The following is a 20,080-nucleotide window of genomic DNA, read 5'->3' on the forward strand; positions in this document are numbered from 1 at the left end:
CCTCCCTCCCTCCCTCCCTCCCGCACTCGCGCACTCGCGCACCTCAGTGCGTCATCAGGCCCCCTCGAAGGCGCCCTCGTGCGCGCGAGTGCGGAAGAGGTGCGGGGTGGGTGCGGTGGCGGGGGTCAGCGGGCGGTGTGGCGGCTGCCGTCCTTGACGAGTGCCGGCAGCCGAGCGTCGAGGAGCTTGATGACCACGGCCAGCACCGTCGCGCCGACGAACACCTGGAGCGCTCCTACCAGGGCGCCTGCGAGGCCCAGCTGGGTCGCGTCGAGGAAGCCGTAGGGGTACCAGCCGGTCACCGCACCGCGGACGAAGGTGTACGCGAGCCAGACCACCGGCCAGACGAACGCCAGCGCCACCGGGCGCCAGGTGAGCCGCGGCCGGGGCCCGAACACCAGCCACACCAGCGGGAAGGCCACCGGCACGACGTCGTGGAAGATCGTGTTCGACACCACCGACCACCCCGTGGGGTGCTCGGTCCCCGCGAGCAGCACGGCGTAGACCACGCCGGTGGCGGCGATGCTGAGCAGCGCGTCCAGGTGCAGCACCCGGAAGAGCGCACCCGACGGCTCGGGCCGCAGCGCGAACACCGCGGAGATGACCAGCACGAGGACGTTGCTGAGGATGGTGAAGTAGGAGAACAGGTTGGCGAGCCTGCCCGCCAGGCCCAGCCGGCTCCCGTCGACGGCCACGAAGGCGGGGCCGCCGGCCACGGTCACCGACACGTCCACCACCAGGGCGACCACCACGAGCGCCGCGATGACGCCGTGGCAGACGCGCGGCACCGCGGGCATCACCGGTCGGTGACGAGCTTCAAGACGGCGAAGGCGCCCACCCCGATGAGCACGGGCCACAGCCACGGCGCGCGTCGCCGTCCACCTGCGTCACGCCCGAACTCACCGCGGCGGCTGCGCACCACAAGGTTCACCACCAGCACGGCGAGCACCGCGACCGGCACGGCCGCGAGGATCCAGACGGGGAAGCCCTCGGGCACGGGGAACACCCCTCCATCGTCGCGGACCGGCCCGCCGCGGTCGACCGCGCCTCAGCCGGCGGCCGGGCCCGCGGGGCCGGCGGGGCCACTCTGCGCGTGGGGGGTGAGGCCACCGCCCCGCTGGAGGCGGTCGGCGTCAGCGGCCCCGTGGCGCACGCCGAGGCGGACCAGCCAGTAGATGACGAACAGACCGACCACGGCCACCAGCAGCGGCAGCACCATGCCGACGAGCAGCAGTGCGGGGTTGTCGAAGAGTGAGCGCACCCCGTCACACCCCGTCCGTCGGAGCGGCCGGGCGTCCGGAGGCTCCCGGGTCGGGCGGCAGCTGCCGGCGGCGCGCGTCGAGCAGACCGTGCCGCACGCCCATCCGCACCGCCCAGTACAGCGCCACGACGACCAGCGTCCACAGGAGCAGCGGCACGAGCGTCAGGACGGCCGACTCGAACGGGTTGATGGCGAGCACGCGATCACGGTAGGGCGCGGAACCCGCCGGAGGAACGTCCCCCGCCGGTCGGGTCAGCGCGGGTCGGCGCACGCGGCGGTGGCCGCGGTGCCGGTAGACGGCAGCGCTCCCGGCGGTCTCGGTGGCCCGCACCGCCGCCTCGTACTGGCGCCGGTCGAAGGCGAGGTCGGGCAGCTCCAGGAAGGCTGTGCCGGCGTCGGCGAAGCTGTAGCGGGACCAGGTCACGACGTCGTCGTCGACCTGCACCACCGCGCTGAACGGACCGCAGCCGTCGTCGACGCAGCCGCACCCCAGCAGCGCGGTGTCGTCGCCGAAGCTCCCGAGCACCGGCTCGCCGAGGTAGGGCCGGCTCGGCCGGCGCACCCCGTCGGCCACCAGGCCCCCGAACCCGCCGCGGACCTCGCGCGGACGGCCGCGCGACGGACCGCCCGACTTCCGCAGCGCCCGCGTCAGCGGGCAGCCGCCCGACGCCCAGGTCCTCCTCCACGCTGCGGAACTCGACGACGTCCACCGCCACCTCCGGCTGGCACGGAATCCCGCTCGCGCGGCAGGCGAGCCGTCGATCATGCTCCTCGGCCATGGACACCAGCAAGAGCAAGGCCGGCGGGACGACGCCGAGGCGGGCGCGCCTGCGCGTCCGCCTGCTCGACGCGATGGCCGAGCAGACCCTCGTGAGGATCCACCGCGCCAGCGACACCACGCACCGGCACGAGGGCTACGTGGTCGGCGTGGGCAGCGCGTGGGTGCTCCTCGCCGTGCTCGACCCGCGCATCGAGCTGGACGGCTGGACCGCCCTGCGGCTCGACGACCTGCTCCGCGTCAAGCGCCTCGGCGGTCCGGAGGCCTTCCCCGCGCGGGCGCTGCGGCGGCGCGGCCAGTGGCCGTCCACCGCCGTCCCCCTCGACCTCGACGACGACGGCGAGCTGCTGCGGTCGGCCGGCCGCTGCGCCCCGCTCGTGACCGTCCACACCGACGTCCTCGACGCCTCGGTCTGCTTCATCGGTGAGGTGGTCTCGGTCGACGACACCACCGCGACGCTGCAGACGATCGACCCCGACGCCGTCTGGGAGGAGCACACCGACGACTGGCTCCTCGCCGACATCACCCGCGTCGACGTGCTCGGTGGCTACGAGGGGGCCCTCGCACTGGTCGCCCTGCCCCGCAGGGGCGTCGGCTAGAGCCACCACAGGACGGCGACCAGCAGGAACGCCCACCCGCCGCCGAGCCGCCACGCGCTCCCGCGCCGGACGAGCGCCCGGGGCAGCGCCGGCAGCGGCCCGGACAGGACCAGGTAGGCGATCACCCCGCCGGGCAGCAGGGAGACCCAAAACCACGCCCAGCGCGTCGCCCACCACGGCTCCGGCCCGCCGGCGAGCAGCGTCACCGAGCTGATGAGCAGGCAGACCGCCAGGAGCCCGGCCCACTCCGGCAGCTCCCAGCCCTGGAGCTCGGACGACGAGGTGCGGTACCCGAGCCGGTGCACCTGCACGTCGGGGTTGACGGCTGTCAGCGCGAGCGCGACGTCGGTGCCGACGAACGGGACGTCGGAGCCCAGGGGAGGTTCGCCCGGAGTGGCGGTCATGACGTCCGCCCGGCGGGTCACCCAGCCGTCACGCCACTCGACCCGCTGGTAGCCGGTGCCGGTGCTTCCCTCGGCCTGCCCGGGCTCCGCCCACACCTCGGTGACGCGGCCGCTCTCCAGTCCCTGCTGGAGGTCGGAGTACGTGCCTGGCAGCGAGCCGACCGCCAGCCCTGTCGCAGCGAGCACCGCCCAGCCGAGCAGCAGCAGCGCCCGCGCGACCCCGGTCGGCCCGATCCGCCCGCCGGCCGCTGGAGCGCCCGCCGCCGGGCCACCGGCCCACGTGATCGCCACGGGCCGACCGTAGGGCGGGCGACCGCCGACACGACAGGGCGGCGCGCCGCCGAGCGGATCAGGGTGGGACCTGGACGCAGGGGTAGAGGGGCGTCATGGCTCATAACGAGGACCGCACCGCCCAGGCAGACCAGGTCACCAAGGTCTCGAAGCTCGTCGCCGACCAGCGACAGGCGATGTTCACCACCACCGCCCCCGACGGCACGCTGACCAGCCGCCCGATGGCCGTGCAGGAAGCGGAGTTCGGCGGGGACCTGTGGTTCTTCGCCGAGGCCTCCTCCCGCAAGGTGCAGCACCTGGCGAACGACCCGCAGGTCAACGTCACCTTCTCCAGCTCGGACAGCTGGGTCTCCCTCACCGGGCGCGCCTCCGTGGTCCGCGACCCCGCCAAGAAGCGGGAGCTGTGGAACGCGGTGGTGGAGGCGTGGTTCCCGGACGGGAAGGACGACGACGGGATCGTCCTGCTCCACGTCGACGGCGACTCCGCCGAGTACTGGGACAGCCCCGGCGGTCGCGTGGCGACGGCGCTCAGCTTCGCCAAGGCCAAGCTCACCGGGAAGCAGTACTCCGGCGGCGACAACGAGAAGGTCGACCTGCCCTGACCGGCCGGAGCTGATCGCCCGGTGACCGGCGCGGGCAGGATGGTGGTGTGGTCTCGCCGACACCGCCGCCTCCTGCCCGCGCCGTGCTCTTCGACGCCGACGGCGTGCTGGTCGACTCCCACGCCGGCTACCGCCGCGTCTGGGACCGGTGGTCGGCGCTGCACGGCCTCGACCCCGACGCCGTCCACGCGGCCACCCACGGGCGCCGCGTGCTCGACACCCTCGCGGAGGTGGCGCCCCACCTGGACGCCCCCGCCGAGGTCGCCCGGCTCACGGAGCTGGTGGACGACGACCCCGAGGCGTTCGCGCTGTACCCGGACGCCCGCGCGCTGGTCGAGCAGCTGCACCCGCTGCGCTGGGCGGTCGTGACCTCCGGGGACGACTTCCGCGTCCGCGACCGCCTCCGCGCCGGTGGAGCTCCGGTGCCCGACGTCGTCATCGGCGGCGCCGCCGTCGCACGCGGCAAGCCGGACCCGGAGGGCTACCTGCTGGCCGCTCGGCTGCTCGGCGTGGCAGCCGCGGACTGCGTGGTCGTGGAGGACGCCCCCGCAGGCGTCGCCGCGGGCCGCGCAGCGGGCATGCCCGTCATCGCCCTGACCACGTCGAACCCCGCACCAGCGCTGTCCGACGCCGACCTCGTCGTCGCCAGCCTGGCCGAGGCGGGCCCGCACCTGCTCGCCTGGGCTCAGGCGCAGCCCTCCACCTGGTAGCGGCACAGCCGCTCCCACGCCTGCTGGGCGTACCCGGCCACCCGCGCCTGCGCCCCGCTCATCGAGTCCTCCCCGCCGGCCGCCCCGACGAGCACCACCGCCGTGCCGCGCCGCAGGACCGCCACGGCGTCGCCGATGCCGTCGGCAGCCGGGTCGTCAGCGGTCACGCCGTAGTAGTCGGTGACGATGCTCGTGCCCTGCGCGCCCACGTCCAGCGGGGTCACGCGGTAGCGGGTTCCGCCGCCGTCGCTGCCGGGTGCGGCCGCCGCGCAGGCGCTCGCCGCTCCGGCCACCCGCGCCGCCTCGGCCTGGGCGGCGTCCGCGTCGGCGTAGACGGCCACCTGCTGCACCCCCACCGGCACCTCGAACTGCCCGTCGCCCTGCCGCAGCGACAGCACCTGCACCGCTCCCGACGGGCGGCCCAGGTCGCACCCGGTGGACAGCACCCACGGCTCCACGCCGCTCGTCACGGTCCGGGGCCCGTCGGAGGGCTGAAGGGCGCTCGCGGGCAGCAGCACGTCCTGCGGGAGGTCGGTCGGCACCGGCGTCGAGGACGCGGAGCTCGAGGTCGTCCGCGGAGACGGCGCCCCGCTCGCCGGCCGCTCGGAGGTCACCGCCGCCGGCGTCGGACCGTCCGCCCCGCCAGCGCCGTCCGCGGTGCCGTCGCTGCACCCCACCACCCCCAGCAGGACGGCGGCGGCGACGCTCCCGCGGAGGCGGACGCGTGACGTCGTCGTCATCATCTGCCGATGGTCTCCGACCGGGCCCCGGGAGTCGATGCCGGCGCGGGTGCTTGACCGCCCCGGGAGGCGGGTGGACGGTGACCCGCATGACGTCCAGCAGGTCATCAGGTGGGGCCGGGGGGCCGCTGGTGGAGCAGCGCTCCATCGACTGGGTGCCCGCTCGTGAGCGCCACGGGAAGGTCGCGCTGCAGGGCCCGTTCTGGTTCATGGGGAACTTCCAGCCCTTCACGCTGGCCATCGGGCTCATCGGCCCGGGCGTCGGCCTGTCGCTGGGCTGGTCCGCGGTGGCCGGCATCGCCGGGATCCTCTTCGGCACCCTCTTCATGGCCTTCCACGCCACCCAGGGCGCCCACCTGGGTCTGCCGCAGATGGTGCAGAGCCGGGCGCAGTTCGGGTACCGCGGGGTGCTCGTGCCGCTCTTCGGGTCCCTGGTGACGTTCGTGGCCTTCAACATCGTCGACACGGTGATCATCGGGACCGGGCTGGAGAGCCTGTTCGGGTGGGACCACGTGCTCGTCGGCGTCGTCGTCGGCGTGGTCGGCGCGGTGCTGGCGATCTTCGGGCACGACTGGCTGCACCTGGCGTTCCGGTGGCTGTTCTGGGTGTCGCTGCCGTTCTGGGTGGTGCTGACCGTCGGCGTCCTGGTCGGCGCCGCTGGCGGTGACGGTGCCGCGGCGAGCGGGGCGGCCGAGCCGCTCGGCTTCAGCGGCACGGGCTTCCTCGTGCTGTTCACCGTGGCCGCCGGCTACAACATCACCTACGCGCCCTACGTCTCGGACTACTCGCGCTACCTGCCCGAGGACACCCCTCCGACCAAGATCATCGCGTCGGTGTTCTGGGGCGCCGCGGCCTCCCCGGCGTGGCTCATCCCGCTGGGCGCCTGGTTCGCCACGAACCTCGGCGTGACCGACGCGCTCACCGGCATCCACGACGCCGGCAACGCCGTGGTGCCCCTGCTGGGCACCGTGCTCGTGGTGGTCAGCGTGCTGGCGCTGGTGGCCACCATGGGCCTGAACGCCTACAGCGGCATGCTCTCGCTCGTCACCGCCGCCGACTCGCTGCGCACCGTGCCGCGCACCCGCGGCGTGCGGGTGGTGGCGATCGTCGTCCTGGCGGTGGTGTGGACGGCGCTCGGCACCGCTCTCACCGACGCCAGCCAGGCCGTGACCAACGCGCTCATCCTCATGCTCTACCTGCTGGCGCCGTGGACGGCCATCAACCTCGTCGACTACTTCTTCGTCCGCCGCGGCCGCTACGCCGTCACCGACCTCTTCACCCCCGACGGGATCTACGGCCGCTGGGGCGTGCGCGGGCTGGTGGCCTACGGGGTGGGGGTCCTGGCGGAGCTGCCGTTCGTCAGCGTGCCCGGCGTGGTCACGGCGCCGGTGGCGGGAGCGCTGGACGGCGCCGACTTCGCCCCGCTCGTCGGGCTGCTCGTGCCCGCTGTCGTCTACCTCCTGCTCTCGCGCGGCGTGGACCTGCGCGCCGAGCAGGCGGCGGTGGAGCGCAGCCGCGCGGAGCTCGCGCGCAGCGAGGTGCCCGCGCGCTGACCGGGAATGCCGTCAGCCGTGCTGCGTGCGCTGGGCGCGCTCGAGACGGCGCGCCAGGTGCCGGGCGCCGCGCCGGTCGACACCGGCCAGCGGCACGCACCGCCCGTCCCGCAGGAGGAGGCGGCTGCCGGCGCTCCACCCGGTGGCCGGGAGGACGCGCCGCACCTCGGCCCACGAGATGCGCTCGCCGCGGCCTCGACCTGGACCGCGGCGGACGTCCACGCCCAGGGAGTCGACCTGTGTCGAGGCGTGCCACGGCACCAGCCGGCCCACGGCGAGCACCGTCGACACCACCAGCAGCGGCCACCCCGCGGCCGTCCCGAGGCTGCCGGGCTCGGACACCACGAGCAGCACCGCGCCCGTGGCGGCCAGCAGGGCCGAGACCGCCCAGGCCGGGTACCTGTCGCGCGTGCTCCAGCGGCGCGGGCCGCGGGTGACGTCGACGAGCAGCGGAGCCCTCCGACGCCCGTCCACGGGATGATCATGGCGCTGTCCGCTGGGCGCCGCCGCCCACCGCTGGACCGGACGGGTCAGCCGGTGACGGGGTCGCTGCTCTCCGCGAGCTCGGCGAGCCTGTCGACCGAGGCGCGCAGCTCCTCCGGACCGGTGGCGCGAGCCCGCGGGAGGCGCTGCTCGTCGGTGAGCTGCGTCCAGTCGTAGGTGTGCGTGACGCGCGTGAGGGACGGGCCCAGCGGCTCCAGCTCCCAGCGCCACAGGTGGCCGGCGGGCGGCTCGCCCTCCGTGGCCGGGCGCCACGCGATGCGCCGTCCCTCGGAGAACTCCACGACGTGGTTCTCGCGGACGCTGCCCGTGGTGAGCGTCGTCCTGAAGACCTGCCCGGCGGCGGTGACCCGCTGCCCGGGCGCAGCCCCGGCGAGGTTGTCGTTGCCGTCCCACCGCGGCTGCCGCTCCGGGTCGGCGATGAGCTCGAAGAGGGTCGCGGCGTCGGCGGCCACGTCGCGGCTGGCGCTGACGACGCGCGCCTCGTCGGGAGTGGTGCTGCTCACGCGCGCATCGAACCACTCCGCGCTGCGCCGCGTCACCGCCCGTGGCAGCGTCGACGGCGTGACTCCGACCGTGGATCCCGACGCGCAGGCCTACGACGTCGTCGTCATCGGAGCTGGTCCCGCCGGCACCGCGGCGGCGCTGCACGCCCGCAGGCTCGGCGCCACCGTCGCCGTGGTGGAGGCCTCCCGGGTGGGCGGCACCTGCGTCAACACCGGCTGCGTGCCCACCCGCGTGCTGGCCAAGGCCGCCCGCCTGGTCCGGGACGCGCGCGGCGCCGGCGCCCACGGCATCGAGGTGGAGGGCGTCAGCGTGGACTGGAGCCGCGTGGTCTCGCGGGTGCACGCCCGCGTCGACGCGGTGCGCGCGGTGAAGCGGGAGGGGCAGCGCTTCGCCGAGGCCGGCGTGGACCTCTTCACCGAGGGGCGGGCGCGGTTCGCCGACCCCCACGTCGTCGTCCTCGACAGCGGCCGGCAGCTGCGCGCCGGATCGACCGTCCTCGCGGTGGGCGGTCGCTCGCGGCGCCTGCCCGTACCGGGGGCGGAGCTGGCGCTGGTGCCGGAGGAGGTGCTGCACCAGCCGTCGCTGCCGCCGCGCGTGGCCGTCATCGGGGCGGGCAACACCGGCGCCCAGCTGGTCACGGTGTTCTCGGCGTTCGGCTCTGCGGTGACGCTGCTGGACCTGGCGCCGCGGGTGCTGTCCTTCGCCGACCACGACGTCTCCGCCCGAATCTCCGCGGCCTTCACCGCGCAGGGCGTGCGCGTGCTCACCGGCATCCAGGGGGTGGAGCGCCTCGAGCGCGCCAGCTCCGGCGCGGTGGTGCTGCACTGGCTCGACGAGCGCGGCGCGGCCTCCAGCGACGAGTTCGACGCCGTGGTCATGGCCACCGGGTGGCCGGCGGCGCTGGACGGCCTCGACCTGGAGGCCGCCGGCGTGCGGTTCGAGAGGAACCGCGTCCCGGTGGACGAGCACTACCGCACCAACGTGCCGCACGTCCTGGCCGTGGGTGACGTGATCGGCACCGACATGCTCGTGCAGGCCGCGCAGTTCGAGGGGGAGACCGCCGCCGCCAACGCCGTGCTCGGCGCCCAGGCCCGCCGCCCGCACGAGCTGCTGCCGTCGGGCGGGTTCACCGACCCCGACTACGCCGGCGTCGGGCTCACCGAGGAGCAGGCCCGGAAGCGCGCCCCCGGCTGCCGGGTGGCCACCGTCGGCTACGACGCGCTCGACCGGGCCGTCATCGACGACCGCAGCGGCGGCTTCCTCAAGCTGGTGGTCGACAGCGGCCGCACGAGCATCCTCGGCGCGCACGCGGTGGGGGAGAGCGCCGTCGAGGTCATCCAGGCGATGACGACGGCGATGGCCGCCGGCGTGGAGCTGGCGACGCTCGCGCAGGTGCGCTTCGCCTACCCGACGTACAGCGCGGTGATCGGCCTGGCGGCGCGGCTGGCGCTGTCGCAGGAGTCCGACGCCGCCGAGCTGCACTGACGAGCGAGGTCACCTGCCGCCAGGTGTCAGAACCCTGCCGCTTCGTGTCGGAACCCGGTCCCGGTACCGACACCTCCGGGCAGGGTTCCGACCACTCGGGGCACCAGGAACCGAGGGGCAGTTCGCGGAGCACGCGCCAGGACGACGACGCCGGTCAGCGTGGGGGCGGGAGCGTCCGCAGACGGCGCCAGGGCCATCGACGCACGCGAGCGATCACCCGCCCGCCGCCGCCGCTTGCGACGGAGGGTGACGGGCTGCAAGCGTTCGGCAAGCACGCGCTGTGACTCTGCGTGCATGACGACGACGAGCAGCAAGCGCCTCTCGAGGCGAGGGGCCCTGGCGGCGGCGGTGCTGGCCGCGACCCTGGGCGCGGTGGGCGCAGCACCCGCCAGCGCCGCACCGAGCGACCGCACGGTGGTGGACGCGTGGCACCACGACTTCCTCCAGCGCGGGGCGGACGACGCGGGCTTCGACAGGTACACGTCCTTCATCCAGACCTTCGGGCCGGTCGCCGCCGCGGACGACCTCACGAAGACGCGCGAGTACGCGCAGCACCAGGTGGGCCAGCTCTACTGGAAGCACCTGCAGCGCCAGCCCGACCCGGGCGCCGCGTACTGGGTCGACGGGGTGGCCGAAGGGCGCTTCCCGCTGGAGTGGGTCAACCAGAACATCCTCGCCAGCCCGGAGTACGCCGCCCTGTGGGCGAAGGTCTACGGGTCCTCGAAGCCTTCGGTGACGGCGGACGCCTGGATCCGCACGCTGCTGAACCGGAGGGCGTCCGCTGACGAGACGGCCTACTGGGGCGACCGGATCAAGCGGTACGGGCGCCTCGGCGCCCTGCGCGACCTCTACTACACGCCCGAAGCCGTCTACCAGCGCATCAACGGCCACTACCTGGAGCTCCTCGACCGCCCGGTCGACGGCGGCGGCTACTCCTACTGGTACGGCCTGGAGACCAAGGACGACCGCGCGGTGCAGGTGCAGATCGCCGCGTCGCCGGAGTACCGGGAGCGCAGCGACGACCGGTCCTGAGGCCGCGCGCGGGGGTCAGCGGCGGGTCAGGTCGAGCACGGCCTGCAGCACCCGGTCGCGGTCCTCGACGAGCGGGGCGTCGCCGTACAGCGGTGCCATGCAGATCCCGTCGGCCGCGGCGATGGCCAGGGTGGCCGTGAGCGGGTCGAGCCCGTCGGCCAGCAGCCGCTCGCGCCACCGCTCGGCGTCCGCCTGCATCATCGCCGCGACCGCCGGGTCGGTCTGCAGGTGCACGAGCAGCGTGGTGGCGCGCCGGGTGCGCTCGGCGTCGGCGGCGGCCGCGAGCGTGGCCCTGACGTAGGCGCGCGTCAGTCGACCGGGCGGCGGGACGGCGCCCGCGCCGTCGTCGTCCTCGCTGCTCAGAGCGACCTCGACGTCGTGCTCGAAGTCGTCCAGGAGCTGCTGCGCGACGGCGTGCATCAGCGACTCCTTGCTGCCGAAGTGGTACAGCAACCCGCCCTTGGTGACCCGGGCGCGCGAGGCGATCTCCTCAAGGCCCGCGCTTCCGCCGCGCTCGGCGACCACCTCGGCGGCGGCGCGGACCACCTGCTGCCGCGTCTCGGCGGCGGTCCTGCCCGTGGTGCGCCCCATGCGGTCACCAAGCCCTTCCGCGGGCGAGTCCGGTTGACAGCGCCTCCGCCCCTACGGTAACTGTACTGACCAGTCAGTACAGTTTCGACACGGAGGACGACGATGGCCACGCCGGCGCTCGACGCGCACCAGGCACAGCCGCAGCAGCACCCGCACCCCCAGCGAGCCGCCGGCTGGCGGGAGTGGGGCGGGCTCGGGGTGCTCGTGCTCGCCGTCGTCCTGCTCGCCGTGGACGCCACCGTGCTGGCGCTCGCGGTGCCCGCGCTCACCGCCGACCTGGGCGCCACGTCCACCCAGGTGCTGTGGATCGGCGACGTCTACTCCCTGGCCCTCGCCGGCCTCCTCGTCACCATGGGCAACGTGGCCGACAGGATCGGCCGCAAGCGCCTGCTGCTGCTCGGCACCGCCGCGTTCGGGGGCGCCTCGCTGCTGGCGGCCCTGTCGCCCACGCCCGAGACCCTCATCGCCGCCCGGCTGCTGCTCGGCGTGGCCGGCGCCACGCTCATGCCGTCCACGCTGTCGCTGATCCGCAGCACCTTCACCGCGCCGCGCCAGCGCACCCTCGCCATCGCCATCTGGTCCGCCGGGGCGTCCGGGGGCGCCGCGCTCGGCCCGCTCGTGGGCGGCGCGCTGCTGGAGCACTTCTGGTGGGGCTCGGTGTTCCTCATCAACCTGCCCGTGGTGGCGGTGCTGCTGGTCGGTGGCGCCTGGCTGCTGGCGGAGTCCAAGAACCCCAGCCCCGGCCCGGTCGACCTGCGCTCCGTGGTGCTCTCCCTCGTCGGCCTCGTCGCTGCGGTGTACGCCGTGAAGCACCTCGCGCACGAGGGTCCGGACGCCGTCGTGCTGCTCGTGGGGGTCGTCGGCGCGCTCGGGCTGGTGTCGTTCGTGCGCCGCCAGCGCCGCCTGGCCCACCCGCTCATCGACGTGGAGCTGTTCCGCCGCCCGGCCTTCTCCGGCGCGGTGGCCGTCAACTTCGCCTCGGTGTTCCCCCTGGCGGGCCTGCTGTTCTTCTTCTCGCAGTACCTGCAGCTGGCGCGCGGGTCCAGCCCGCTGCAGGCGGGTCTGCAGGAGACACCGCTCATGCTCTCCGCGATCGGCGCCATCGCCGTCATCGGCCTCGTGCTGCCGCGCCTGGGTGCTGGGCGCACCGCGGCCGTCGGGCTGTTCGCCGCGGCGGCCGGTCTGGTGCTGCTGGCCCTCGCCGAGGGGGCTCCGAGCTACCTGTGGCTCGCGCTCACGCTGGTGCCGATCGGCCTCGGCGTGGGGCTGAGCCAGACCGTGGCGGTCGACGCCGTGGTCAGCGCCGTCCCGTCGGAGCGGGCCGGTGCGGCGTCGTCGATCTCCGAGACCGCCTACGAGCTGGCCACCGCCCTCGGCATCGCCGTGCTCGGCTCGCTGCTGGGCGTGGTCTACCGCGCCGGGCTGCAGCTGCCGGCCGGCACCGACCCCTCCGTGGCAGCGGCGGCCGGCGACTCCCTCGCCGGGGCCCGCGCCGCCGGTGCCGAGGGCGCCGCGCTGGAGGCGGCGCGCGAGGCGTTCGTCCACGCCATGCAGGTCACCTCGCTGAGCGCGGCCGCCCTCACGGCGGTCGCCGCCGTCATCGCGTGGCGGATGGTCCCGGCGCGCCTCAGCGGGGCGGCCCACTGACCTCGCACGAGGACGACGGCGCGCGCCGGCGTCCCAGCGCGTACCCGAGCAGCCCGGTGGTGGCGGCCAGCGCCACGGCCGCCACCGCCGCGGCCACCGCCTGCACCCGGCTGACCAGCAGCAGCGCGTCCCCGACACCGCCGACCAGGTCCCCCTCGGTCAGCGGGGAGTAGGCGAACCAGCCGAACTGGTCCGGCGGGTCGGCCACCACCGCGACGAGCATCGAGCCGACGAGGGCCACGAGGGCGACGACGACGGCGGCGGTCAGGGCCCGGCTGCTGCGCACGGCGCCGATCATGCTCCTCGAGCGGGGTCGGTGGTGGTGGTGGTCGTCGTCGTCCTCCTCCCGGTGCGTCCGCGCGCGGCGCCGGGTGAGGATGGCCGCGTGGAGACGGCGGGGCAGCACGACGGCCGCGACGAGGCGTGGGTGGCCCGCCGCCGCGAGGCGGCCGCCGCCCAGGCCGACCGGCTCGCACGGGCCGAGGCCGCCGAGACCGACGTCGCGCGGGAGCAGGTCCGCGACTTCGTGGAGCGCGCCCGGGCCTCCGGTCTGCCCACCGAGGAGCTGCGCGTGGTCGACGCCGCCGGCGGCCGCTACCGCACCGGCGTGCACGGCTGGGTGCTGCGGCGCGACGGGCGCGCGGGCGTGGGGGAGGACGGTGCGTTCTACCTCCTGGCCGTGCCGCTGACCGGTGCGGAGCGCCTGGTGGCGCGGTGGCGCGGCGTGCGCGTCGCCCCCAGCGACCCACCGCTGGTGTGGGGCCGCGGGGGGCGCGACGGAGACTCCATCGCCCTGGCCGAGCTGCTGGAGCGCCGACTCGCCGGAGGGTGACGGTGCGTGGCGGACCTGTGGTCGCACGCCGATCACGGGTGGGTCACAGGGTGGTCGCAGGACGGCGTGTTGTGGCGATCTGCCCCAAGTGATCACTCCGTGCGATCTATCGTCGGCGCGTGACCCGTTCCGACCGCCCCCTCCGCACGCCGCGCGTCCCGCGCCTCCGCCGTGCTCGCGGCGAGGTCGCCCCGGACCCGGCCGCTCCGCAGCTGGCTCCGGCGCAGGGGCGCCTGAAGTCGGCGTCGGGGCGCGGCCTGCACGCCCTCGAGGTGGTGCAGCAGCCCATGCCGGGCCACCTGTACCTCGACCCCGACGTCCCGGCCGACGAGGTCATCGACCTGACCTGCGGCCCCTGGACCGGGCGCGCCAGCCACGTCTGGACCGGTGTCGGGTGGGCGCGGCTGGTGCCGGGCCCCATCGCCGTCGTCCCCACGGCCCGCCCCAAGGTGGGCTGATCTCCTCAGTCCCCCGTGGGGGAGGATGGCGGGCGTGACCAGGCCGCTGCTGCACCTCACGCCGACCACCGGATGGATGAACGACCCGAACGGCCTGACGCAGTCCGGCGGCGTCCACCACGTCTTCTTCCAGCACAACCCCGACGCGCCGACGTTCGGGACCATGCGCTGGGGCCACGCGACCAGCCCCGACCTCGTCCACTGGACCGAGCACCCCACGGCGCTGTCGCCGCGGGCCGGCGGCCCTGACGCCGGCGGGTGCTGGTCCGGGTGCGCCGTGGACGTCGCGGGTGGCAGTGCGGCCGTCATCTACACGGGCGTCCAGCGGCCGGAGGACGGTGGCCCCCAGCGCGCGGTGGCCCTGCGGGCCGTCTCCGAGGACGCGTCGCTGGTCTCCTGGCAGCCGGACGCCGAGGCGGTCATCGCCGACTGGCCCGAGCTCGACCCCCCGCTGACCGACTGGCGCGACCACGCCGTGCTGCGCCCCGGCGACCTCGACGGGCAGCTCGGCTGGCGCCAGGTCGTCGCCGCCGGCACCGCCGGGCACGACGGCGCGGGGAAGCTGCTCTCCTACACCACCACCGACCCCGAGCTGCGCGACTGGGCCTACGAGGGCGTCTTCCTCGACGCCGCCGCCGCGGGGCTGGACGCCCACGTCTTCGAGTGCCCCGACGTCTTCGCCCCGGTCGGCGACGGCCCCGGCCAGCTGGACGGGGCGGACCTGGTGGTGGTCCTGTCGTGGTACTCCAAGGACCCCGCCGCCGAGCTCCACCACTCCTCGGGCGCGGTGTGGCTGACCGGTCGCCTGGCCTCGGAGGAGGACGGCGCGCCCGCTCGCTTCGTCCCGGAGCGCCGCGGCGCGCTCGACCTCGGCTCGCGCTTCTACGCGCCGCAGTCGTACACCACCGCCGACCGCGACCGCCGGATCGCGTTCGGGTGGCTGCGCACCCAGGACGACCCGGCCAGCGCCGGCCGCACCAGCGTCGGCGCGCAGTCGCTGCCACGACACTGGCGCGTGGTCGGCGGTCGCCTCCAGCAGGCGCCCGTGGCGGAGGTCAGCGGCCTCGCCGGTGACGTCGTCGTCGAGACCGACGAGCTCAGCGGCGCCGGCGTGCTGGACGAGCCCGCGCAGGCCGTGGTCGTGCACCTCGCGGTGGACGACGCCCGGGCGCTGGCCGCGAGCACCCTCGTGCTCGTCTCGCCGGAGGGGCGCCGCACGGTGGTGGACCTGTCGGCGTTCGGCCGCCCCACCACCGAGCGGCTCGTGGACGGTGCGTGGACGCCGGAGGAGACGCGGGTGCGCTGGGCCGACGTGTACGTGGACACCGGCATCGTCGAGGTGTTCGCCAGCGACGGCCGCGCTGCCGCGACCAGCGACCTGGCGGTCTCGGCCGTGGCCGCGGTCGAGGCCACCGGCCCGGCGCGCGCCAGCGTGCGGGTGCTCACCCCCTGACCCCTGCGGAAAGGCGTTGATCTGCCCCGCCGCGGCTCGGCAGGGTGGACCGCGTGAGGGGCGAGGGCGGCGGCCGGACGCAGTGGGGCGACCTCCCCGAGGACCTGCGCGTCGCCGTCGCCGCCGTGCTCGGCTCGCCCGTCGTGGGCGCTGCCTCCCAGGCGGGCGGGTTCTCGCCCGGCTCCGCGGACCGGGTGGTGGCGGCGTCCGGTCGGCGCGCGTTCGTCAAGGCGCTCGACGGCGCGCGCTACCCCGGGTCGGTCGACCTCCACCGCCGGGAGGCGCGCGTGCTCGGGGCGCTCCCCGCCGGCCTGCCGGTGCCCGCCCTGCTGGGGTGCGTGGACCAGGACGGGTGGGTGGCGCTGGTCACCGAGGACGTCGACGGCGAGAGCCCCGCCCTGCCGTGGCGGCGGCCCGCGGTGGAGTCCGCCCTCGACGCGCTGGGCGCTGTGGCGGCGGTGGAGGTCCCGCCCGAGCTGCGCGCGCTGCTGCCTCGTGCCGAGGTGGACACGCTGCACGACTTCGCCGGCTTCGAGCGCTTGCTCGCCGACCCCTGGCCCGATCTGGAGCGCGTCGACCCCTGGGCGGCCGCCCGGCTGGAGGAGCTGGCGGCGGTCGCCCGCCGCGGCGCCCGCGCGCTGGAGGGCGGCTCGCTCGTCCACGGTGACGTCCGCGCCGACAACCTCGTGCAGCGGCGCGACGGTGGCGTCGTGGTGGTCGACTGGCCGCACGCGATGCTGGGGTCCCCAGCCTTCGACGTGGTCGCGCTGCTGCTGAACGCGAGGCTGTGGCGCAGCGACGTCGACGTCGACGTCCAGCTCGCAGAGCGGCTACCCGGCCGTGCGGACGACGCCACCGCGGTGCTGGCCGGGATGGCGGCCTACTTCGTCGACGCCGGGCGGCAGCCTCCGGTGCCGGGGCTGCCCGCTCTGCGGCACTTCCAGGGGGCGCAGGCCGAGGCGGCGCTCGGCTGGCTGCGCGAGCGGTGGTGACCTGCTGGTCGCACGCGCCCCGCGACACCACCTGCCGCTGCGCCACACCGCGTCTGCACCTGCGCGCTCCAGGGGCGTCTCGTCGACGGGCACGCCCCTGATCTGCGCAGGTACCGACCGCCCTGTGCCCGGTGTGTGGCGCACGTCCTCCATCGTCGAGGGGCTGGGGCGTCACGGCTGACCGGGACTGGGACGGGGCGCGGGGTCGGCGGACGGACCCGAGCGCACCAGGGGGCTGAGCAGCACCGGCAGCACGCCGAGCGCCTCCACCGCCAGCGCCGTCCACAGCGTGGGCACGAGCCCGATCCGCTCCCCGAGCACACCGCCCAGCAGCGCCCCGATGGGCATCGTGCCCCACACGAGGAAGCGGACCGACGCGTTCATCCGTCCCAGCAGCGGCGCGGGCGTGATGCGCTGCCGGTACGTCACCTGCGCCACGTTGTAGACCACGACGCTGACGCCGAGCACGGCGCCGGAGACGGCCAGGAGCGCGACCGCGCCGTCGTCGTCGAGAGCGCCCCGGGCCACGAGCGGCGCGGCCAGGGGCAGCAGCGCCCCGGCGGCGATCCCCGGCAGCAGCGCCAGGGCGATGGTGCGGCCCTCGCCGACGCGGCGCACCACCGCCTGCACGGCCAGCGCGCCGAGCAGGGCGCCCGCGGCGCCGATGCCCAGGGCCGTGCCGACCTGGCCCTCCGAGAGCCCCAGCTCGCGCACGGCGTAGAGCACGAGCAGGGCGCTGGTGGCGCTGCCGCCGAGGTTGGAGGTGCTCGTCGTGGCGACGATCCGCCGCAGCAGCGGCTGGTGGACGACGAAGGACAGGCCCTCCGCCACCTCCACGCGCAGCGAGCGGCGCGCGGTCCGGTCCGGTGGCGGCTCGACGTGGGAGATCCGGGAGAGCAGCCCGCTGGAGACGGCGAAGGCCACCGCCGAGACCCCGACCGCCAGCGGCGCGCCGACCAGTCGCGCCAGCCAGCCGCCGACCGCCGGGCCGCCCACCTGCGCCACCGACGCCGAGACCTGCAGCAGCGAGTTCCCCTCGCCGAGCCGCTCCGCGCGGACGAGGGAGGGCAGGTAGCTCTGGTAGGCGACGTCGAAGAACAGCGTCGCCACTCCCACCACGAACGCCACCGCCACCACCAGCGGCAGCGACAGCACCCCCGCCCACCAGGCCAGCGGGAGGACGGCGAGGGCCACCGCCCGCACGAGGTTGCCGAGCAGCAGCACGCGGCGCTTGGACCAGCGGTCGACCCAGGCGCCGGCCGGCAGTCCGAGCAGCAGGAACGCCGCCGACTGCGCTGCGGTGAGCACGCCCATCTGCAGCGGCGAGGCCGCCAGGACCGTCACCGCGAGCAGGGGGACGACGAGGTCGCCCACCTGCGTGGCGCCCTGCGAGACGGAGTCGCCCGCCCACAGGCGGCGGAAGTCACGGCCGTCGGGTGCGCGCAGGAGGCTGGGAGGCACGAGGCCCATGCGACACGAGTGGTTGGGGAACGTCAATCACTGAGCGCGGAGCGTCAGGTCGTGTCTACGTTGGGTGGGTGAGCGCTCAGACCTGGGACCTCCCGCACCGACGCGTCGCCACCGAGGCGGAGGCCAAGGCCCTGGCCTCGGCGGTGCGGCTGCGGATCCTGCGGATGTGCCTCGACACGCCCATGACCAACGCCGCCATCGCCGAGCGCCTCGGCCTCAACGCGGCCACCGCCCTGCACCACGTGCGGACGCTGGTGAACACCGGCTTCCTGGAGCCGATGCCCTCCACGCGCGGCCGCCGCGGCGCCCGGTCGGTGCCCTACCGCGCCACCGGGAAGTCGTGGCAGCTCGACGAGCAGCGCTCCGCCCGGGCCATGGTCGAGGCCTTCACGCAGACGCTGCCGGTGCTGCTCGGCGACGGCAGCGAGGAGGCCCCCGCCGACCCCGACCTGCGCGTCGCGCGCCTCGGGCTGCGCCTCGACGCCGAGGGCCGGGCCGAGCTGGAGCGGCGCCTGGACGCGCTGCTCGACGAGTTCGCCTCGCGGCCCGCGCACGCCGACGCGGCGCCGCTGTCGCTCTTCGTCGCCCTGCACCGCGACCCCGACCGCGACTGACGCCCCCCCGCTGCGTGATCGTGGACTTCCCGAGCACTTCCCGGGGGCTCTCCAGGCCGGATCCCGCCTCAGGAGCCTGACGGTGCGGTCGCCCCAGTCTCGGGCGGCCGCGTCACGTCGACCCACCGGTCACCGGTGAGCCCACCCAGCTGGTCCGGGGTCAGCCGCACCGCGGACCGGCGGCTGCCCCCGGCGGGGTAGACGACGTCGAACGCCCGCAGCGACTCGTCGCAGTGCACCTCCAGCGGCTCCGGGTGCCCGAACGGGCTGACGCCGCCGACGGGCTGACCTGTCACGGCGTGGGCCTCCTCCCCGGGCAGCATCCGGGGCTTGGTGCCGAAGCGGGCCTTGAACTTGGCGTTGTCGAGCCGCGCGTCACCGCGCGCCACGACCAGCACCACGCGGTCACCGGCGCGCAGCGCCAGCGTCTTGGCGATCTGCCCCGGGTCGACGCCCAGCGCGTCCGCCGCTGCCTGCACCGTGGGCGTGTCCACGTCCGGCTCGACGACCCGCGTCCCCGGCAGGTGCTCGTCGAGGAAGGCCTGCACGCGCTCGGTGCTCACCGGCCCATCCTGGCGCAGGCCGTCGCCCACTCGACCCGTGATCACGGGGGAGGGGAGGGGTCAGGCGCAGATGACCTCGGCGACGCGGCGCTCGCGGGCCGCCCCGCACGCCGCGAGGATCGTGCCGAGCACCGCGACGCCCTCCACCTCGGTGTGGATCGGCCGGGTGCCGGTGAGCAGGCAGCCGGCCACGGGGTGAGCTGGCAGCCGAGGCGCGGGGACGGGTCGTAACCTCCGCCCCGTGAGCCCGAAGCCCGTGGTGGACCACTCCTGCGCCGAGGCGCTGCAGCGCCGCCCGCGACGGGCGTCGCGGCGGCTGGCCGCGGCGCTCGTCACCGGGGCGGTCGTCGCGGCGCTCGCCGTCCTCGCGGGGGCTGGCACCGCGGCCTTCGCCGCCGGGTGGGTCGTGGTGGCGGCGGTGGTCCTCGCTCGCGACCTGCGCCTCATCGCGCGGTACGACGCCGCGGCCACCGCCGCGCACGCCACCCGGGACGACCCCTCGCGCCCGGCCAGCCGCACCGTGCTGCTGCTCGCCTGCCTGGGCAGCCTGGTCGGGGTCGGGGGCCTGCTCGTGCAGGCGGGCGGTGAGGAAGGCGCCGCGCAGGACGTGCTCGCGGGGCTCGGGCTGGTGGTGGTGGCCGCGTCGTGGTTCGTGGTGCACACGACGTTCTGCCTGCACTACGCGTTCCTCTACTACGACGGCGACGAGCCCGGCGGCATCCAGTTCGAAGGCGGTCCGCCGTCCTACCTCGACTTCGCCTACGTGGCGTTCTCGGTCGGCATGACCTACCAGGTCTCCGACACCGGGCTCACGTCGCGCTCGATGCGCGGGGCGGCGCTGCGCCACGCGCTGCTGTCGTTCCTGCTGGGCGCGGTGGTGCTCGGCGCGACCATCAACCTGCTCGCCGGTCTCGGCTCCTGACGCCGCCCGGCCGGGAGCGCAACGGGGCGCTCGGCTGCGGTCAGGCGGAGAGGGCGGTCCGGGTCTCGGGCCGGG

General features: G+C 75.6%; 26 protein-coding genes. 13 read left to right on the forward strand and 13 right to left on the reverse strand.

The features are described 5' to 3' along the window. Positions 1-125: 125 nt before the first annotated feature. The 4 genes from FHN55_RS14740 to FHN55_RS14755 are packed head-to-tail and all read right to left on the reverse strand — an operon-like array spanning position 126 to position 1,835. Positions 126-797: a Pr6Pr family membrane protein gene (locus FHN55_RS14740; protein WP_139713091.1), complete on the reverse strand. Its 672-nt coding sequence runs from the start codon at positions 795-797 to the stop codon at positions 126-128. Further along, positions 797-1,006 (reverse strand): hypothetical protein, encoded by a 210-nt coding sequence (locus FHN55_RS14745; protein ID WP_139713092.1) that lies wholly within the window; start codon positions 1,004-1,006, stop codon positions 797-799. Before FHN55_RS14745 ends, FHN55_RS14740 begins: the two co-directional genes overlap by 1 nt. Before the next feature lie 42 nt (positions 1,007-1,048). Further along, positions 1,049-1,261 carry a hypothetical protein gene (locus tag FHN55_RS14750; RefSeq protein WP_139713093.1) on the reverse strand — a complete coding sequence of 71 codons (213 nt, stop codon included), beginning with the start codon at positions 1,259-1,261 and terminating at the stop codon, positions 1,049-1,051. A gap of 4 nt (positions 1,262-1,265) precedes the next feature. Beyond that, positions 1,266-1,835: a hypothetical protein gene (locus FHN55_RS14755; RefSeq protein ID WP_139713094.1), complete on the reverse strand. Its 570-nt coding sequence runs from the start codon at positions 1,833-1,835 to the stop codon at positions 1,266-1,268. 203 nt (positions 1,836-2,038) lie between these two features. Here FHN55_RS14755 and FHN55_RS14760 point away from each other — a divergent pair, with 203 nt between their 5' ends. Further along, entirely contained in the window at positions 2,039-2,638 is a 600-nt protein-coding gene (locus FHN55_RS14760; protein WP_139713095.1) for a hypothetical protein, read from the forward strand. Here the strand turns inward: FHN55_RS14760 and FHN55_RS14765 are convergent. Continuing rightward, on the reverse strand, positions 2,635-3,333 hold the full coding sequence (locus tag FHN55_RS14765) for a hypothetical protein (RefSeq protein WP_139713096.1): 699 nt from the start codon (positions 3,331-3,333) through the stop codon (positions 2,635-2,637). The genes FHN55_RS14760 and FHN55_RS14765 overlap by 4 nt on opposite strands. 95 nt (positions 3,334-3,428) lie before the next feature. On the opposite strand from FHN55_RS14765, the gene FHN55_RS14770 reads away from it, so the two are divergent. Both FHN55_RS14770 and FHN55_RS14775 read left to right on the forward strand, forming a co-directional pair. Then, complete coding sequence (locus FHN55_RS14770) at positions 3,429-3,935, forward strand: pyridoxamine 5'-phosphate oxidase family protein (RefSeq protein ID WP_139713097.1); 507 nt, start codon at positions 3,429-3,431, stop codon at positions 3,933-3,935. Positions 3,936-3,982: 47 nt separating this feature from the next. Further along, positions 3,983-4,645, forward strand: a complete 663-nt coding sequence (locus FHN55_RS14775) for an HAD-IA family hydrolase (RefSeq protein WP_139713098.1) — start codon at positions 3,983-3,985, stop codon at positions 4,643-4,645. On the opposite strand, the gene FHN55_RS14780 is transcribed toward FHN55_RS14775, so the two are convergent. Then, on the reverse strand, positions 4,621-5,388 hold the full coding sequence (locus FHN55_RS14780; RefSeq protein WP_139713099.1) for a hypothetical protein: 768 nt from the start codon (positions 5,386-5,388) through the stop codon (positions 4,621-4,623). The genes FHN55_RS14775 and FHN55_RS14780 overlap by 25 nt on opposite strands. 86 nt (positions 5,389-5,474) lie before the next feature. Here FHN55_RS14780 and FHN55_RS14785 point away from each other — a divergent pair, with 86 nt between their 5' ends. Beyond that, positions 5,475-6,938: a cytosine permease gene (locus FHN55_RS14785; protein ID WP_139713100.1), complete on the forward strand. Its 1,464-nt coding sequence runs from the start codon at positions 5,475-5,477 to the stop codon at positions 6,936-6,938. A gap of 12 nt (positions 6,939-6,950) precedes the next feature. Here FHN55_RS14785 and FHN55_RS14790 read toward each other — a convergent pair whose 3' ends face one another. Both FHN55_RS14790 and FHN55_RS14795 read right to left on the reverse strand, forming a co-directional pair. Next, entirely contained in the window at positions 6,951-7,412 is a 462-nt protein-coding gene (locus FHN55_RS14790) for a hypothetical protein (protein WP_139713101.1), read from the reverse strand. A 56-nt stretch (positions 7,413-7,468) separates the two neighbouring features. Beyond that, the gene (locus tag FHN55_RS14795) at positions 7,469-7,945 is read right to left on the reverse strand and encodes an SRPBCC family protein (protein ID WP_139713102.1); all 477 of its coding nucleotides are present in this window, start codon (positions 7,943-7,945) and stop codon (positions 7,469-7,471) included. Between the two features lie 58 nt (positions 7,946-8,003). Between FHN55_RS14795 and FHN55_RS14800 the strand changes: the two genes are divergently transcribed. Both FHN55_RS14800 and FHN55_RS14805 read left to right on the forward strand, forming a co-directional pair. Continuing rightward, positions 8,004-9,431 (forward strand): NAD(P)/FAD-dependent oxidoreductase, encoded by a 1,428-nt coding sequence (locus FHN55_RS14800; protein ID WP_218974687.1) that lies wholly within the window; start codon positions 8,004-8,006, stop codon positions 9,429-9,431. A 294-nt stretch (positions 9,432-9,725) separates the two neighbouring features. Then, positions 9,726-10,463 carry a hypothetical protein gene (locus tag FHN55_RS14805; protein ID WP_139713104.1) on the forward strand — a complete coding sequence of 246 codons (738 nt, stop codon included), beginning with the start codon at positions 9,726-9,728 and terminating at the stop codon, positions 10,461-10,463. A 15-nt stretch (positions 10,464-10,478) separates the two neighbouring features. On the opposite strand, the gene FHN55_RS14810 is transcribed toward FHN55_RS14805, so the two are convergent. Further along, a complete protein-coding gene (locus tag FHN55_RS14810) occupies positions 10,479-11,054 on the reverse strand; it encodes a TetR/AcrR family transcriptional regulator (protein WP_139713105.1) in 576 nt (191 codons plus the stop codon). A 102-nt stretch (positions 11,055-11,156) separates the two neighbouring features. On the opposite strand from FHN55_RS14810, the gene FHN55_RS14815 reads away from it, so the two are divergent. Continuing rightward, positions 11,157-12,701, forward strand: coding sequence for an MFS transporter (locus FHN55_RS14815; RefSeq protein ID WP_139713106.1), 1,545 nt, complete (start codon positions 11,157-11,159; stop codon positions 12,699-12,701). Here FHN55_RS14815 and FHN55_RS14820 read toward each other — a convergent pair. Then, positions 12,682-12,987 (reverse strand): hypothetical protein, encoded by a 306-nt coding sequence (locus FHN55_RS14820; protein ID WP_139713107.1) that lies wholly within the window; start codon positions 12,985-12,987, stop codon positions 12,682-12,684. The two genes, FHN55_RS14815 and FHN55_RS14820, sit on opposite strands and share 20 nt — an antisense overlap. A gap of 99 nt (positions 12,988-13,086) precedes the next feature. Between FHN55_RS14820 and FHN55_RS14825 the strand changes: the two genes are divergently transcribed. From FHN55_RS14825 to FHN55_RS14840, 4 genes are all read left to right on the forward strand, one after another. Further along, the gene (locus FHN55_RS14825) at positions 13,087-13,533 is read left to right on the forward strand and encodes a hypothetical protein (RefSeq protein ID WP_218974688.1); all 447 of its coding nucleotides are present in this window, start codon (positions 13,087-13,089) and stop codon (positions 13,531-13,533) included. A gap of 119 nt (positions 13,534-13,652) precedes the next feature. Further along, a complete protein-coding gene (locus tag FHN55_RS14830) occupies positions 13,653-13,991 on the forward strand; it encodes a hypothetical protein (protein ID WP_139713108.1) in 339 nt (112 codons plus the stop codon). A 34-nt stretch (positions 13,992-14,025) separates the two neighbouring features. Further along, positions 14,026-15,444 carry a glycoside hydrolase family 32 protein gene (locus FHN55_RS14835; RefSeq protein WP_180357858.1) on the forward strand — a complete coding sequence of 473 codons (1,419 nt, stop codon included), beginning with the start codon at positions 14,026-14,028 and terminating at the stop codon, positions 15,442-15,444. A 53-nt stretch (positions 15,445-15,497) separates the two neighbouring features. Beyond that, entirely contained in the window at positions 15,498-16,436 is a 939-nt protein-coding gene (locus FHN55_RS14840) for a phosphotransferase (RefSeq protein WP_139713110.1), read from the forward strand. Positions 16,437-16,607: 171 nt separating this feature from the next. Here FHN55_RS14840 and FHN55_RS14845 read toward each other — a convergent pair whose 3' ends face one another. Next, entirely contained in the window at positions 16,608-17,897 is a 1,290-nt protein-coding gene (locus FHN55_RS14845; protein ID WP_218974689.1) for an MFS transporter, read from the reverse strand. Between the two features lie 77 nt (positions 17,898-17,974). On the opposite strand from FHN55_RS14845, the gene FHN55_RS14850 reads away from it, so the two are divergent. Further along, a complete protein-coding gene (locus tag FHN55_RS14850; RefSeq protein ID WP_218974690.1) occupies positions 17,975-18,520 on the forward strand; it encodes a transcriptional regulator in 546 nt (181 codons plus the stop codon). 68 nt (positions 18,521-18,588) lie between these two features. Here FHN55_RS14850 and FHN55_RS14855 read toward each other — a convergent pair whose 3' ends face one another. Both FHN55_RS14855 and FHN55_RS23800 read right to left on the reverse strand, forming a co-directional pair. After that, positions 18,589-19,083 carry a YbaK/EbsC family protein gene (locus FHN55_RS14855; protein WP_139713112.1) on the reverse strand — a complete coding sequence of 165 codons (495 nt, stop codon included), beginning with the start codon at positions 19,081-19,083 and terminating at the stop codon, positions 18,589-18,591. A 60-nt stretch (positions 19,084-19,143) separates the two neighbouring features. Then, the gene (locus FHN55_RS23800) at positions 19,144-19,275 is read right to left on the reverse strand and encodes a hypothetical protein (RefSeq protein ID WP_257571021.1); all 132 of its coding nucleotides are present in this window, start codon (positions 19,273-19,275) and stop codon (positions 19,144-19,146) included. A gap of 49 nt (positions 19,276-19,324) precedes the next feature. Between FHN55_RS23800 and FHN55_RS14860 the strand changes: the two genes are divergently transcribed. After that, on the forward strand, positions 19,325-20,005 hold the full coding sequence (locus FHN55_RS14860) for a DUF1345 domain-containing protein (protein ID WP_218974691.1): 681 nt from the start codon (positions 19,325-19,327) through the stop codon (positions 20,003-20,005). Positions 20,006-20,080 lie beyond the last annotated feature (75 nt).

The sequence above is a fragment of the Streptomyces sp. NP160 genome (genome assembly GCF_006335115.1).
In the GTDB taxonomy this organism is placed as follows: Bacteria; Actinomycetota; Actinomycetes; order Actinomycetales; family Quadrisphaeraceae; genus Quadrisphaera.